The organism is Sphingopyxis sp. A083 (genome assembly GCF_001468495.1).
Taxonomy (GTDB): domain Bacteria; phylum Pseudomonadota; class Alphaproteobacteria; order Sphingomonadales; family Sphingomonadaceae; genus Sphingopyxis; species Sphingopyxis terrae.
The window spans coordinates 143,586-156,095 of sequence record NZ_LNSK01000003.1; the positions used below are offsets into that span (position 1 = coordinate 143,586).

Consider the following 12,510-nt stretch of genomic DNA (forward strand, 5'->3'; position numbering starts at 1 on the left):
CAATGGCCGCGATCAAACCCAACCGCGTCCGCTACCAGCTCTTCCTGCCCGAAGATCTGAGCCACCGCTTCGAGGCGCTGGCGAGCCAGCCCGGCGCGTCCAAATCGGCGATCCTCACCGACGCGCTCACCGCCTGGCTCAACCGGCAGGCGGCGAGCGAGCTGGAGAACAAGTTCAGCCAGCGGCTCGATCGCATGTCGCTCGCGCTGGGGCGTGTCGAGCGTGACGGGCATGTGCTGCTCGAGAGCCTGGCGCTGTTCATCCGCTATGAACTGATGGTGCAGGCCCCTTTGGCCGAAGCCGACGAAGCGGCGCGTGCGATCGGCCGAGACCGCTTCGAGGCGTTCATTGCCCGCGTCGGCGAAGCGCTCGCCAGCGGCCAGCGCACGCTTGCTGCCTCCGCGAAAGACAATGGAGGTGGGCGATGAGCGACACGCTTTTCGGCTCCGATAATTCCGCAGGGCGTCGGCGCGCGATGCTGCGCACCGCGATGGGGCCGACCATCGCCGCAGCGCTGGCCGATCCGGTGGTCATCGAGATCATGGTGAACCCGGACGGCGTGTTGCGCCTTGATCGACTCGGCGAAGGCCGGATCGATACCGGCACCAAATATGAGCCCGCGCAGGTCGAGCGGATCATCCGCCTGGTTGCCAGCCACGCACGGACAGAGGTTCATGGCAATGCGCCGATCGTGTCAGCCGAGCTGCCACCGCACGGCGAAGGCGCGGGCGAGCGGTTCGAGGGTATCCTGCCGCCGGTCAGCCTCGCGCCGTGCTTCTCGATCCGCAAGCCCGCGGCGCGCATCTACACTTTGCTCGACTATGTGCGGGACGGCATCATGCCCGCCGACACGGCGCGACTGCTGTCGATGGCCGTGGTCGAGCGCAAGAACATCCTGGTCGCGGGTGGCACCAGTTCGGGCAAGACGACGCTTGCCAACGCGCTGCTCGCCGAGATGGCGCACCTCGACGAACGCGTCATCATCATTGAAGACACGCGTGAGTTGCAATGCGCCGCGCCCGACGTGGTGGGGCTGCGCACGCGTACGATTGGCACTGCCGGAGCCGGCGGCGTCACGATGGCTGATCTTGTCCGCTCGACATTGCGGCTCCGCCCCGATCGCATCGTCGTTGGCGAGGTGCGCGGGCGCGAAGCGCTCGACATGCTCAAAGCCTGGAACACCGGGCATCCGGGCGGCATCGCAACCGTCCACGCCAATTCGGCAGTGTCGGCGCTCTACCGGCTCGAGCAGCTCGTGCAGGAAAGCGTCGTCACCGTTCCGCGCCGGCTGATCGCCGACGCCATCGACATGATCGTGTTCATCGCCGGGCGCGGCCTCGCGCGCCGCGTCGACACGATCGCGCGCGTCGCCGGCCTCGATCCCGACGGCGGCTACGCCGTCCTCGACCTTACTCCCGACCACGCCCTCGAACCCCAAGGAGAATGACCATGCGCTTGTCCCGTATTCCTGCCCGTATTCCCGATCGTCGGAGCATCTTCCTCACCGGCGCCGCCATCGGCCTCGGGCTTGCGCTCGCCGCCACCGCGCAGGCCGCCGGCTCGGGCATGCCGTGGGAGGAACCGCTTCAGCAGGTCCTCGAATCGGTCCAGGGTCCTGTCGCCAAGATCGTCGCGGTGATCATCATCATCGTCACCGGTTTGACGCTCGCGTTCGGCGAGACGGCAGGCGGGTTCCGGCGCCTCATCCAGATCATCTTCGGCCTGTCGATCGCGTTTGCGGCGTCGAGCTTCTTCCTCAGCTTCTTCAGCTTCGGCGGCGGGGCGCTCATCTCGTGAACGCGCCAAATTCCTATGGCGCCAGCCATATCGAGGGGTTCGAGGCGCCGATGCACCGCGCGCTTGCCGAGCCGATCCTGCTTGGCGGGGCGCCGCGAGCGATCGCGATCGTCAATGGTACGATCGCGGCCGCGCTCGGACTCGGTCTCCAGCAGTGGATCGCCGGGCTGGCCATGTGGGCGTTCGGGCACACTCTCGCGGTGTTCGCCGCCAAGCGCGATCCCGACTTCGCCCCGGTCCTTGTCCGCCACCTTCGCCAGAAGGGGCATCTGTCATGCTGAATCTGCGCGAATACCGTCAGAAGGCCGACCGGCTCGCCGATCATCTTCCATGGGCGGCGCTTGTCGCGCCCGGCGTGGTGCTCAACAAGGACGGCAGCTTTTTGCGCGTCCTCAGGTTCCGCGGCCCCGATCTAGAATCCGCCACCGAAGCCGAGCTTGTCGCCGCCTGCGCGCGGGCGAACAATGTCCTGAAGCGCTTCGGCTCGGGCTGGGCACTCCATTTCGAGGCCGAGCGGCGCGAAGCGCTGGGTTATCCCGACAGCAGCTTTCCCGATGCGGCGTCGTGGCTGGTCGATGAGGAACGGCGCGCGGCGTTCGAAAGCGCGGGCGCGCATTTCGAGAGCCGCTATTATCTGACGCTCACCCTCCTGCCTCCGCCCGATCAGGCGGACACGGCGGGCCGAGCGCTGATCGAGCGCAGCGACGACGCGAAGGGCCGCGACTGGCGACAAGCGCTTGCCGGCTTCATCGCCGAGACGGATCGTGCGCTTGACCTGTTCAGAGGCTTCATGCCCGAGGTGCGCGCGCTCGGCGACAGCGAAATGCTGACCTTTCTCCACGGTGCGATCTCCGCGCGCCGCCATGTCGTCGCCGTGCCCGAAACGCCCATCTATCTGGACGGGCTGCTCGCCGACACGCCGCTGACCGGCGGGCTCGAACCGATGCTCGGCGACGAGCATCTGCGGACGCTCACCATCCTCGGATTTCCGAACGCGAGCCGTCCCGGCATCCTCGACGGACTCAACCATGAGGATTTTGGCTATCGCTGGGTGACGCGCTTCATTGCGCTCGACAAGACCGACGCAACCAAAGCGCTCACTCGCCTGCGGCGGCAGTGGTTCAACAAGCGCAAGTCGATCACCGCGCTGCTGCGCGAAGTCATCTACAACCAGCCGGTCCAGCTTCTCGACAGCGATGCCGACAACAAGGTGGTCGATGCCGACCTCGCCTTGCAGGCGCTCGGCGGCGATCATGTCGCGTTCGGCTATCTGACGACGACGATCACCGTTGCCGATATCGACCGCGCCCGCGTCGAGGAAAAGGTCCGCGCGGTCGAGCGCATCGTCAACGGGCTCGGCTTCACCTGCATCCGCGAGGGCATGAATGTGGTCGAGGCGTGGCTGTCGAGCCTGCCGGGCCATGTCTATGCGAACGTCCGGCAACCGATCGTCCACACCCTGAATCTCGCGCATCTCATGCCGCTGTCCTCGGTATGGGCAGGACCGGCGCGTAATCCGCACCTCGACGGTCCGCCGCTGCTTTATGCGGAAACCAGCGGCTCGACGCCGTTCCGTCTCAGCACGCATGTCGGCGACGTCGGTCATATGCTGATCGTCGGACCCACCGGGGCCGGAAAGTCGGTGCTGCTCGCAATGCTCGCGCTTCAGTTCCGGCGATATCCAGACTCCCAGGTCTATGTCTTCGACAAGGGATTTTCGGCGCGCGCGGCCGTGCTGGCGATGGGCGGCGCGCATCACGCGCTCGGGCTTGGCGGTGAGAGCGGTCATGCCGATGACGTGGGCGGGCGAACGATCGCCTTCCAGCCGCTGCGCCACATCGATCGCTCCAACGCACGCGCCTGGGCGACCGAATGGATCGGCGCGCTGCTCGCCCATGAGAAAGTACTGGTCACACCCGAGATCAAGGAGGCCGTCTGGTCGGCGCTCACCAATCTCGCGACCGCCCCGATCGAGGAACGCACGCTCACCGGCCTGTCGCTGCTGCTGCAATCGGCACCGCTGCGATCGGCGCTCGCGCCCTATACGCTCGAAGGATCGTTCGGCCGCCTGCTCGACGCCGCCGAAGACGATCTAGCGATCGCCGACGTGCAGTGCTTCGAGACTGAAGCGCTGATGGGGCAGGCGGGCGTCGTTGCGCCCGTGCTGACCTACCTGTTCCATCGTCTCGAGGAGCGCTTCACCGGGCGGCCGACGCTTCTCGTACTGGATGAAGCCTGGGTGTTCCTCGACCACCCGCTGTTCGCCGCGCGCATCCGTGAGTGGCTGAAGGTGCTGCGCAAGAAGAACGTCAGCGTCGTGTTCGCGACACAGAGCCTAGCCGATATCGCCGACAGCACGATCGCGCCGGCCATCATCGAAAGCTGTCCGCAGCGCATCTTGCTGCCCAATGATCGGGCGATCGAGCCGCAGGGCCAGACGGTCTACGTCCGCTTCGGTCTCAACGCGCGCCAGATCGAACTGGTCAGCCGCGCGACGCCCAAGCGGCAATATTATCTGCAATCAGCGCGCGGCAACCGGCTGTTCGAGCTTGGGCTAGGCCCGATCGCGCTGGCGTTGTGCGGCGCGTCCGATCCCGACAGCCAGAAGCGCATAGACGCGGTGCTGGCCGAAAAGGGCCAGGCCGACTTCGCCGCGACCTTTCTCTCCCAAGCCGGCCTCGATTGGGCGGCCGACCTGCTTGGGCGTCACCCTGCCGCCCGCCCCCCAGAAGACAAGGAGTAATTTCCCGTGCCCCGTATCCCTATCCGCAAATATGCGTGCCTCTCCGCTCTCGCGCTCGGCGCCGTCGGCTCGCTCGGTATCGGCATCGCGTTGACCTCGACGCCCGTCGCGGCCCAGCTCAGTGTGTTCGATCCATCGAACTATTCGCAAAACCTGCTCACCGCCGCGCGCACGCTTGCCCAGATCAACAACCAGATCCAGAGTCTCCAGAACGAAGCGCAGATGCTGATCAACCAGGGCAAGAACCTGTCCCGGATCGATTTCCCGCAACTTCAGGAGCTTCGCCAGCGCCTCCAGCAGATCGACCAGCTCATGGGCCAGGCGCAGGGCGTCGACTTCCGCATCGATCAGCTCGACGAGCGCTTCCGCCAGCTCTACCCGCAGGAGTTCGATCAGGTGTTCCGCCGCGATCAGCGTGTGGCTCGCGCACGCGATCAACTCGATACCGCGATGTCCGCGTTTCGCCAGACGATGGGGGTCCAGAACCGCATCGTCGACAACGTACGGAGCGACACGCAGGCGCTCGCCGACATCGTCGCGCGCAGCCAGGGCGCGGAAGGCTCGCTTCAGGCGCAGCAGGCCACGAACCAGCTTCTCGCGCTCACCGCCAAGCAGCAGCTCCAGCTTCAGCAAATGATGGCGGCGCAGTTCCGGGCGGAATCGGTCGAGCAGGCGCAGCGGGGCCAGATCGCGCGCGAGGCACGCGAGTCGACGCGCCGCTTCCTCGGCGACGGCAAGGCTTACACGCCACGCCAATGAGCTGAGGCAGGCGAGGACCGCGCCCCCAGCTCCCCCCGGGTCCGAACCTGTCTCGTCGCGGGGGCCGTAGGGCTTGCCCCTCTCATGGCCGCCGGTCCCCGCGACACCTTTCAACTTCAAGCAGGAACCCGCCCATATGGATGACCTGAATGTCATCGATCAGTTCATGGAGGCCTTCGCCTCCTACATCGACAGCGGGTTCGGCCTGTTGGGCGGTGACGTCGGTTTCCTGACCACGATCCTGATCGGCATCGACATCACGCTCGCCGGGCTGTTCTGGGCGCTCGGCGGCGAAGACGACGTCATCGCCAAGTTCCTCAAAAAGATCCTCTATGTCGGCGTCTTCGCCCTGATCCTCAACAGCTTCTCGACACTGTCCGATATCATCTTTCGCAGCTTCGCCGGCCTCGGCCTCACCGCAGGGGGCAGCGCGATTACGGCTGACGATTTATTGCGACCCGGCAAGCTGGCCGGGACCGGCTTCGAGGCAGCATGGCCGCTCCTCGAGCAGGCGAAGGAGTTGGTTGGCCCGATCGCCTTCTTCGACAATTTCATCGAGATCGCCGTGCTGGTGATCGCCTGGGTCGTCGTCATCGCCGCCTTTTTCATCCTCGCGATCCAGCTTTTCATCACAATCCTCGAATTCAAGCTCACTTCGCTCGCCGGCTTCGTGCTCGTGCCCTTCGCGCTGTGGAACCGCACGTCGTTCCTCGCCGAACGGGTACTCGGCAACGTCGTCAGTTCAGGCATCAAGGTCATGGTGCTGGCCGTCATCGTCGGTATCGGCTCCAACTATTTCGCCGACTTCACCAGCGCGATCACCGGTGACGAGGTGTCGATCGAGCAAGCCGTGTCGCTCATGCTCGCGAGCCTCGCGATCTTCGGACTCTCCATCTTCGGCCCCGGAATCGCATCCGGCCTTGTTGCGGGTGCCCCGCAGCTCGGCGCCGGATCGGTCATCGCCACCACCGCGCTTGCCGGCGGCGGTCTTGCGATGGCAGGTGCTGGCGCCGTCGGCGCGGCACGCGGTCTCGCGGGCGCCGGTCTCGGCGCGATCCGCGCCGGCACGTCGATGGGGTCTGCCGCATCCACCGCCTACAAGCTCGGGCAGGAAACCTCGGGTTCGACCAGCGTCGGCGCGGGCCTCGGCGGCGTTGCGACCGCCATGCGCGGCGCGGCTGCCAACCGGATGAGCAGCGGTCTCGGCGTTAGCGCCGCCGCCGAGCGTGGGCAGCGCGCCGCATGGGAAGCGGGAACCACCCGTGCCGGCGGCACCGCCCCCGCAGCCGCGCCGACAGGCGCAGCCGAAGGAACACCCGCCTGGGCGCAGAAGCTTCATGCCAGCCAGAATGCCCGCCACCGCCGCCAGATGGCGATCCACGCAATCCAGGGCGGTGACCGCGGCGGCGCGGGCGCCACTCCAGACATCAAGGAAAGGGACTGAGCGATGAAATTTCGACGCGCATTGCAGCGCTATGGGCGAACGCCCGAACCCGAGACACCCTACCAACGGGCGGGCCAGCTTTGGGATGAGCGCATCGGCTCGGCCCGCGCGCAGGCGAAGAACTGGCGGCTGATGGCATTCGGCGGCTTGTTCCTGACCACAGGCCTGTCGGGCGCGCTGGTGTGGCAGTCGACGCAGAGCCGTGTCGTGCCCTATGTGGTCGAGGTCGATGCACTGGGGCAAGCACAGGCGGTCGCGCCTGCCGCCAAGGACTATCAGCCGACCGATCCGCAGATCGCATGGTTCCTCGGCCGGTTCATCACCGACGTTCGAGCGCGCTCGCTCGATCCGGTGCTGATGCGCGAGAATTGGCTGTCGGCCTATGATTTCGCGACCGAACGCGCGTCACTATTCCTCGGCGAATATGCCCGCACCTCCAATCCGTTCGCGGATGTCGGGCGCAAGACGGTTTCAGTACAGGTGACGAGCGTCGTCCGCGCGTCGGATACGAGCTTCCAGGTCAAATGGACCGAGCAGCAATATGAGCGGGGAAGCCTCGCCAGCACGTCACGCTGGACGGCGATGCTGACGGTGAAGGTCAAGCCGCCGCGCTCGGCCGATGTGCTCCGAAAGAACCCGCTCGGCCTCTATATCGACGCGATCGACTGGAGCCGCGAACTGGAAACCCCGGCGGACCGGCCGCCTTCGCCACAACCATCGCCCGTGCCCGATCCTGCACAATCACTCCCGGTCGCGCCGCCCGCCGACATTCCGCTGGGCTCGCCGCTCGATCCGACCCTTGCGCAGCCCGCAGCCGCACCATCTCCCGAAAGGAACGCCCAATGATCCGTGTCCTCATCCTGGCGGCGAGCGCGACGGCGCTTGCCATACCCGCCGCCGCGCAGACCCGCGAACCCGCGTCGCCTACCGCGCGCGTGACCGCCGCCAACCGGGCGGCACTGCGCGAGCCGTCGAGCGCGGGCTACCTCAATGCCGTTCAGGTCTATCCCTGGTCCGAAGGCGTGCTCTACCGGCTCTATGCCGCGCCCGAGCGCATCACAGACATTGCCTTGCAACCGGGCGAGACGATCGTGTCCGTTGCCGCTGGCGACACCATGCGCTGGACTGTCGGCGATACCACCAGCGGCACCGGCGAAAGCAAGCGCGTGCACATCCTCGTCAAGCCGTTTTCGGCGGGCCTACGCACAAACCTTGTCATCACCACCGATCGCCGGACATACCATCTCCAGCTCGAAAGCACGCTCGCAACCGCGATGGCCGCGATCTCCTGGATCTATCCGCAGGACGAACTGATCGCGCTCCGGCGTCAGCAAGATGCAGCCGCGGCGGCGACGCCTATCGCGTCCGGCCTTTCGGTCGAAAGCCTCAACTTCAATTATGCGATCTCGGGTGACAAGCCGGCTTGGCGGCCGCTGCGCGCGTTCGATGATGGGCGGCAGACCTATATCGAGTTCTCGCCCGCGATCGCGGTCGGCGAAGCGCCGCCGCTGTTCGTAATCGGCGAGGATGGCGAGGCCCAGCTCGTCAACTATCGCGTCGCCGGTCGCTATTATGTCGTCGACCGCTTGTTCGGTGCCGCCGAGCTGCGCCTTGGCGGCAAGAAACAGCAGATTGTTCGAATCACTGCCGCCCAGCCGGAGAGCCGGCAGCGCAAGCCCGGGAGGGGCGCGTGACCGATCCGACCGCTTCGCCCGTGCCGAGCGCGGCGCCCAAGGCAGACCCTGAAACGCTCGTGCTGCGCGCGGCGCCGAGCCGCGTCACCCGTTTTCGCCGCGGCGCGATCGTCGCCATCGCTGCCGCCGGCTCGACCGCGATCATCGGCGTCGCCTGGTTGGCGCTCAAGCCCGCGACCCTAAGCCTGATCGCACCGAGCGATGACAAGCTGGTCGGCGCGAAAGCGCCGCCTGATGCACTCGCCGGCGCGCCGGCGAGCTATGGCGACGTGCCGAAGCTCGGGCCACCGCTTCCCGGTGATCTCGGGCGGCCGATCCTCGAGCACCAGCGACAGCTTGGCGGGATGGCTCCCGCCGATCCCGCCGCCGATGCGGCGAGCCGGGCCGCGCAGGCAGCCGAAAGTGAACGCCAGCGTATCGCCGCCGAGCAGAAAGCCGCACGCGAGTCTGGTGTCATGCTGCAATTGGCGGGCGGCGCCCGCGCTGCACCTGCGCCGGTGCCGACCGATGCAGACGCGCCGCCACCATCGGCTGAGACTGCCAGGCCGTTCCTCGACCCCGACCGCGATCCTAATGCCCAAGGGCGCAAGAATGAGCTGGTCGGCCGCGGCAATAGGGACGACGATATCAACCCGCATGCGCTGGCGCGGCCCGTATCGCCTTGGACCTTGCAGGCCGGCAGCATCATTGCCGCGAGCCTGATTACCGGGCTCAACTCGGATCTTCCTGGGCTCGTCACCGCGCAGATTACGGAGAACGTCTATGACAGCGTGACCGGGCGGAGCCTGATCATTCCGCAAGGGGCGCGGCTGGTCGGCAGCTATGATAGCGTGGTGGCGTTTGGGCAGAGCCGTGCGCTCGTGGTGTGGCAGCGGATCATTTTACCCGATGGCTCGTCGATTCGTATCGACAATGTGCCGGCGACCGACACCCAGGGCTATGCGGGTCTGTCCGACCGGATCGACCAGCATACGTGGCAGCTTTTGGAGGGTGTCGCGCTGTCAACGTTGCTCGGCGTCGGCACGGAGTTGAGCTTCGGCAGCACCGAAAGCGACCTGGTCCGGGCGATCCGCGAGTCAGCGCAGCAGAGCGGCGCGCGCGCGGGCGATCAGCTCGTCACTCGCAATCTCAATATCCAGCCGACCTTGCGCGTTCGCCCCGGCTGGCCGCTCCGGGTGGTCGTGCACAAAGACATCATATTGCCCGGACCGTGGGGAGGAGGCCGTGGCTGAATTGAAGCTGCCAAGGCTGCCCGATCGGAGGCCGATCAAGATTACGATCAGCGTCATGCCGGACCTCATCGAAGCGCTGAACGCCTACGCCGAAGCCTATGAGGTGGCCTACGGCCGACGCGAGTCCGTGCCGGACCTCATTCCATTCATGCTTAGCGGCTTCTTGGCGAGCGACCGTTCATTCAGCCGTGCACGTAAGAAATAGTCCGATGTCCGCCCGGCAGCCGACAACGAATGGCAACGAAGTGGCCCCGATTGGGCCGATAAGCGTTCGCATTCCCGACGCTGTGCGAATGACGGGGCTTAGCAAATCCAAGATCTACCAGCTCATCGCGTCCGGCGACATCGAGGCAGCCAAGATTGGTCGCGCAACCGTGGTATTCGTCGATAGTCTGCAGTCTTTCCTACGATCACGCCGTAAACAACCGCATTCGCGGGCGTGACTGGGATTGCGGATGGCGAGCATGGTCAGTTTATCTATATTTCGGCACGGCCTGTCGCTAAGGGGTAAAATGGGGGGTGGATTCAGCACAGTTTCCAGCATCTTGGCCAAGAAATTGATTGAAAATCAGCTTCTTATGTTTTCCGTGTGAATCCCTCCTCCGCTACCATTTTTCTGTTTGACGGTGGTCGTCAAAGGTTGAAAAATTTCCTGATTTTCGCTGGTTTATGAACAATCGTTGATTGTCAGCACATTTGAATGCAGCGAAGAAGGCCTCGTTGGCCGCGATTAAGAAAAGGACTGCGCCAAAGTCGGCGCAAGACCAAAAATTATTCAATGAACTCAAAACATAATGGTGCGGTCGAGAAGACTCGAACTTCCACGGCCTTTCGGCCACAACGACCTCAACGTTGCGCGTCTACCAGTTCCGCCACGACCGCACATCATGATGGTCCGGATCGGGTCCGGCACCAGGTAGGAGCGGGCGCCTAGCAAAGCTTTGTTGGCGATGCAAGCGAGCACCGCGCAATTATTTTTCGGGATCGCGCAATCGGCGCGGCGGCGCAGAGGCGCGCGTTCGCGCCATGTCATCGAAACGACTCCGAAGAGTCACTCAACTGTCACGGCTCTACCGTCAGACCGTCATCGAATCACCCTAGTGGCGGCGTCACCGGGGGCGAGGGGCGATTCCTTTTCTCGTTCGCGGATGAATGTTCAGCAGCGTGCCGAGGGCGCGCACACGGGGAACGGAGATTTTCATGGCGGCTTTTGCGCGCGTTCGTTTGGTCATGCTCAGTGGCGTGGCCTGTTCTGTCTTGGCAGCCTGCGGCGCCGACAATATCGCGTCGCCGGGTGAGGGCGGCACCATCATCATCAATCCCACGCCGACCCCCACGCCGACGCCGACCCCGACGCCGACCCCGACGCCCAGCGTGACCCCGGCCGCGGGCTGCCCCACGATTTCCGATCCGCAGGGCCTGACCGACAGCGGCACGATCAAGAATCCGACCGTCGGCGAATTCCGCGTCTGCACGCTGCCGTCGCGCATCAACAAGAGCGTTACGCTGCCCAAGATCGCCGGTCTCGTCTATCGCATGAACGGCCGCGTCGATGTCGGCACCGATCAGGGCGCGGCGACGTCGGGCACGACCAACGTCGTGCTGACGATCGAGCCGGGCGTGATGCTGTACGGCGAATCGGGTCCGTCGTGGCTCAACGTCAACCGCGGCAACTCGATCCAGGCGGTCGGCACCCCGACGCTGCCGATCATCTTCACCAGCCGCGACAACGTCCAGGGCCTGAACACCGAAAATTCGTCGGGCCAGTGGGGCGGCGTCGTGCTGAGCGGCCGCGCGCAGATCACCGATTGCGGCACCAGCGGTGCGGCCCCGGGCACGACGGCGTGCGAACGCCAGACCGAAGGCGCCGTCGATCCGGCGCTCTATGGCGGTGCCACTAATGGCGAAAGCAGCGGCCGGATGAGCTATGTCCAGATCCGCTATTCGGGCTACATCCTGTCGGCGAACAGCGAGCTTCAGTCGCTGACGCTGCAGGGCGTCGGTTCGGGCACCCAGCTCGACCATATCATGTCGTACAACAGCTCCGACGACGCAGTCGAAGTGTTCGGTGGCCATGCGCACATGAAATATTTCATCGCGGTCGGCGCCGAGGACGATAATCTCGACACCGACGTCGGGACCAAGGCGAACTTCCAGTACGGGATCGTCGTCCAGCGCGCGAACATCGGCGACGCGATGATCGAAGCCGATACCGACAATGCGCTCGACGGTGACAATCCGCGCCAGAACACGCGCGTCGCCAACTATGTTTTCTACCAGAATTCGCCCAACGCCTCGTCCGACCAGGCGTCGATCCTGCTGCGCGGCGGCACCGACTACGGCATCTACAACAGCGTGCTGCTCAGCCCGAACAACCCCTGCCTGCGCATCAGCCGCGCGCAGACGGCTTCGGCGACGCAGAATGCTGCGATCGACGAATATGGCGCGCCGGTGTTTCAGTCGGTGCTCATGCAGTGTTCGGCGACCAAATATATCGGCAGCGGCGTAACCGCGGCCGAGGTGCAGGCGATCTTCGGCGCCGGCAGCAACGGCAACAGCGACACATATGTTCCGACGCTGACCAGCCTCTTCGTCAATGGTGCGACCGAAACCGCGGTGACGCCGTTCGATATGTCGACGCTGAACGGCCAGACTTTCAACAGCATCGAACTGACCCGCGCCGGCTTCTTCGACAAGACGACCTATATCGGTGCGGTCAAGGACGCCAACGACACCTGGTACCAGGGCTGGACCTGCAACAGCGGCACCGCCAGCTTCGGCACCGGCAACAGCGGTCTTTGCACCTCGCTGCCGACCAGCTGAGATTGAAACGTCGACCGG

The 12,510-nt window shown here is 65.2% G+C and carries 13 protein-coding genes and 1 tRNA gene; 13 read left to right on the plus strand and 1 reads right to left on the minus strand.

Annotation, left to right across the window (positions count from 1 at the left end):
• Nucleotides 1–2: 2 nt before the first annotated feature.
• From ATE59_RS08025 to ATE59_RS18325, 12 genes are all read left to right on the plus strand, one after another.
• A complete protein-coding gene (locus ATE59_RS08025) occupies nucleotides 3–428 on the plus strand; it encodes a hypothetical protein (RefSeq protein ID WP_017499937.1) in 426 nt (141 codons plus the stop codon).
• On the plus strand, nucleotides 425–1,447 hold the full coding sequence (gene trbB, locus ATE59_RS08030; protein WP_017499936.1) for a P-type conjugative transfer ATPase TrbB: 1,023 nt from the start codon (nucleotides 425–427) through the stop codon (nucleotides 1,445–1,447). Before ATE59_RS08025 ends, trbB begins: the two co-directional genes overlap by 4 nt.
• Entirely contained in the window at nucleotides 1,444–1,797 is a 354-nt protein-coding gene (locus tag ATE59_RS08035; RefSeq protein ID WP_017499935.1) for a TrbC/VirB2 family protein, read from the plus strand. Before trbB ends, ATE59_RS08035 begins: the two co-directional genes overlap by 4 nt.
• Nucleotides 1,798–1,847: 50 nt before the next feature.
• Nucleotides 1,848–2,078, plus strand: a complete 231-nt coding sequence (locus ATE59_RS08040) for a VirB3 family type IV secretion system protein (protein WP_051035683.1) — start codon at nucleotides 1,848–1,850, stop codon at nucleotides 2,076–2,078.
• Nucleotides 2,072–4,540 (plus strand): conjugal transfer protein TrbE, encoded by a 2,469-nt coding sequence (trbE, locus tag ATE59_RS08045; protein ID WP_017499933.1) that lies wholly within the window; start codon nucleotides 2,072–2,074, stop codon nucleotides 4,538–4,540. The genes ATE59_RS08040 and trbE overlap by 7 nt, the downstream gene beginning before the upstream one ends.
• Before the next feature lie 6 nt (nucleotides 4,541–4,546).
• Nucleotides 4,547–5,299 carry a P-type conjugative transfer protein TrbJ gene (trbJ, locus tag ATE59_RS08050; protein WP_017499932.1) on the plus strand — a complete coding sequence of 251 codons (753 nt, stop codon included), beginning with the start codon at nucleotides 4,547–4,549 and terminating at the stop codon, nucleotides 5,297–5,299.
• A 136-nt stretch (nucleotides 5,300–5,435) separates the two neighbouring features.
• Nucleotides 5,436–6,743, plus strand: a complete 1,308-nt coding sequence (trbL, locus tag ATE59_RS08055; RefSeq protein WP_058811983.1) for a P-type conjugative transfer protein TrbL — start codon at nucleotides 5,436–5,438, stop codon at nucleotides 6,741–6,743.
• 3 nt (nucleotides 6,744–6,746) lie between these two features.
• On the plus strand, nucleotides 6,747–7,589 hold the full coding sequence (trbF, locus tag ATE59_RS08060; RefSeq protein ID WP_058811984.1) for a conjugal transfer protein TrbF: 843 nt from the start codon (nucleotides 6,747–6,749) through the stop codon (nucleotides 7,587–7,589).
• Entirely contained in the window at nucleotides 7,586–8,437 is an 852-nt protein-coding gene (gene trbG, locus ATE59_RS08065; RefSeq protein WP_058811985.1) for a P-type conjugative transfer protein TrbG, read from the plus strand. Before trbF ends, trbG begins: the two co-directional genes overlap by 4 nt.
• A complete protein-coding gene (locus tag ATE59_RS08070) occupies nucleotides 8,434–9,669 on the plus strand; it encodes a TrbI/VirB10 family protein (RefSeq protein ID WP_058811986.1) in 1,236 nt (411 codons plus the stop codon). The genes trbG and ATE59_RS08070 overlap by 4 nt, the downstream gene beginning before the upstream one ends.
• Nucleotides 9,662–9,874, plus strand: coding sequence for a DUF2274 domain-containing protein (locus tag ATE59_RS08075; protein ID WP_058811987.1), 213 nt, complete (start codon nucleotides 9,662–9,664; stop codon nucleotides 9,872–9,874). The genes ATE59_RS08070 and ATE59_RS08075 overlap by 8 nt, the downstream gene beginning before the upstream one ends.
• Before the next feature lie 4 nt (nucleotides 9,875–9,878).
• A complete protein-coding gene (locus ATE59_RS18325; RefSeq protein WP_082657349.1) occupies nucleotides 9,879–10,112 on the plus strand; it encodes a helix-turn-helix domain-containing protein in 234 nt (77 codons plus the stop codon).
• A 352-nt stretch (nucleotides 10,113–10,464) separates the two neighbouring features.
• Here ATE59_RS18325 and ATE59_RS08080 read toward each other — a convergent pair.
• Nucleotides 10,465–10,551, minus strand: a tRNA-Leu gene (locus ATE59_RS08080).
• 318 nt (nucleotides 10,552–10,869) lie between these two features.
• Here ATE59_RS08080 and ATE59_RS08085 point away from each other — a divergent pair.
• Complete coding sequence (locus ATE59_RS08085; protein WP_003039299.1) at nucleotides 10,870–12,492, plus strand: hypothetical protein; 1,623 nt, start codon at nucleotides 10,870–10,872, stop codon at nucleotides 12,490–12,492.
• Nucleotides 12,493–12,510: the final 18 nt, after the last annotated feature.

What these genes read in the sequence shown, in the direction of transcription:
- ATE59_RS18325 (WP_082657349.1), top strand. Translation starts at nt 9,879, where the DNA reads ATGTCCGCCCGGCAGCCGACAACGAATGGCAACGAAGTGGCCCCGATT.
- trbF (WP_058811984.1), top strand. Translation starts at nt 6,747, where the DNA reads ATGAAATTTCGACGCGCATTGCAGCGCTATGGGCGAACGCCCGAACCC.
- trbG (WP_058811985.1), top strand. Translation starts at nt 7,586, where the DNA reads ATGATCCGTGTCCTCATCCTGGCGGCGAGCGCGACGGCGCTTGCCATA.
- ATE59_RS08085 (WP_003039299.1), top strand. Translation starts at nt 10,870, where the DNA reads ATGGCGGCTTTTGCGCGCGTTCGTTTGGTCATGCTCAGTGGCGTGGCC.
- trbE (WP_017499933.1), top strand. Translation starts at nt 2,072, where the DNA reads ATGCTGAATCTGCGCGAATACCGTCAGAAGGCCGACCGGCTCGCCGAT.
- trbB (WP_017499936.1), top strand. Translation starts at nt 425, where the DNA reads ATGAGCGACACGCTTTTCGGCTCCGATAATTCCGCAGGGCGTCGGCGC.
- ATE59_RS08025 (WP_017499937.1), top strand. Translation starts at nt 3, where the DNA reads ATGGCCGCGATCAAACCCAACCGCGTCCGCTACCAGCTCTTCCTGCCC.
- ATE59_RS08040 (WP_051035683.1), top strand. Translation starts at nt 1,848, where the DNA reads ATGCACCGCGCGCTTGCCGAGCCGATCCTGCTTGGCGGGGCGCCGCGA.
- ATE59_RS08035 (WP_017499935.1), top strand. Translation starts at nt 1,444, where the DNA reads ATGACCATGCGCTTGTCCCGTATTCCTGCCCGTATTCCCGATCGTCGG.
- trbL (WP_058811983.1), top strand. Translation starts at nt 5,436, where the DNA reads ATGGATGACCTGAATGTCATCGATCAGTTCATGGAGGCCTTCGCCTCC.